Annotated in this window: 1 rRNA gene (cut by a window edge); it reads right to left on the minus strand. The window is 56.6% G+C overall.

The features are described 5' to 3' along the window. Positions 1-1,277 (minus strand): 23S ribosomal RNA (locus ACIA8D_RS41650); it reaches 1,919 nt to the left of the window's first position. Positions 1,278-1,349 lie beyond the last annotated feature (72 nt).

The raw sequence follows: 1,349 nt of genomic DNA on the forward strand, positions 1-1,349 counted from the left end.
GTATGAATGACACGACTTCGGCGGTACGCTTGAGCCCCGCTACATTGTCGGCGCGGAATCACTTGACCAGTGAGCTATTACGCACTCTTTCAAGGGTGGCTGCTTCTAAGCCAACCTCCTGGTTGTCTCTGCGACTCCACATCCTTTCCCACTTAGCGTACGCTTAGGGGCCTTAGTCGATGCTCTGGGCTGTTTCCCTCTCGACCATGGAGCTTATCCCCCACAGTCTCACTGCCGTGCTCTCACTTACCGGCATTCGGAGTTTGGCTAAGGTCAGTAACCCGGTAGGGCCCATCGCCTATCCAGTGCTCTACCTCCGGCAAGAAACACACGACGCTGCACCTAAATGCATTTCGGGGAGAACCAGCTATCACGGAGTTTGATTGGCCTTTCACCCCTAACCACAGGTCATCCCCCAGGTTTTCAACCCTGGTGGGTTCGGTCCTCCACGAAGTCTTACCTCCGCTTCAACCTGCCCATGGCTAGATCACTCCGCTTCGGGTCTTGAGCGCGCTACTATACCGCCCTATTCGGACTCGCTTTCGCTACGGCTTCCCCACACGGGTTAACCTCGCAACACACCGCAAACTCGCAGGCTCATTCTTCAAAAGGCACGCAGTCACGACGCAAGGAACAAGTTCCTCGCGCGACGCTCCCACGGCTTGTAGGCACACGGTTTCAGGTACTATTTCACTCCGCTCCCGCGGTACTTTTCACCATTCCCTCACGGTACTATCCGCTATCGGTCACCAGGGAATATTTAGGCTTAACGGGTGGTCCCGCCAGATTCACACAGGATTTCTCGGGCCCCGTGCTACTTGGGTGTCTCTCAAACGAGCCGCTGACATTTCGACTACGGGGGTCTTACCCTCTACGCCGGACCTTTCGCATGTCCTTCGTCTACATCAACGGTTTCTAACTCGTCCCATCGCCGGCAGACGATGGAAGAGAGATCCCACAACCCCGCACACGCAACCCCTGCCGGGTCTCACACGTATACGGTTTGGCCTCATCCGGTTTCGCTCGCCACTACTCCCGGAATCACGGTTGTTTTCTCTTCCTGCGGGTACTGAGATGTTTCACTTCCCCGCGTTCCCTCCACACTGCCTATATATTCAGCAGCGGGTGACAGCCCATGACGACTGCCGGGTTTCCCCATTCGGAAACCCCCGGATCAAAGCCTGGTTGACGACTCCCCGGGGACTATCGTGGCCTCCCACGTCCTTCATCGGTTCCTGGTGCCAAGGCATCCACCGTGCGCCCTTAAAAACTTGGCCACAGATGCTCGCGTCCACTGTGCAGTTCTCAAACAACGACCAACCACCCATCACCCCGAACCCTTGAGTTCG

Origin of the sequence: Streptomyces sp. NPDC051684 (assembly GCF_044453445.1) — a bacterium.
In the GTDB taxonomy this organism is placed as follows: domain Bacteria; phylum Actinomycetota; class Actinomycetes; order Streptomycetales; family Streptomycetaceae; genus Streptomyces.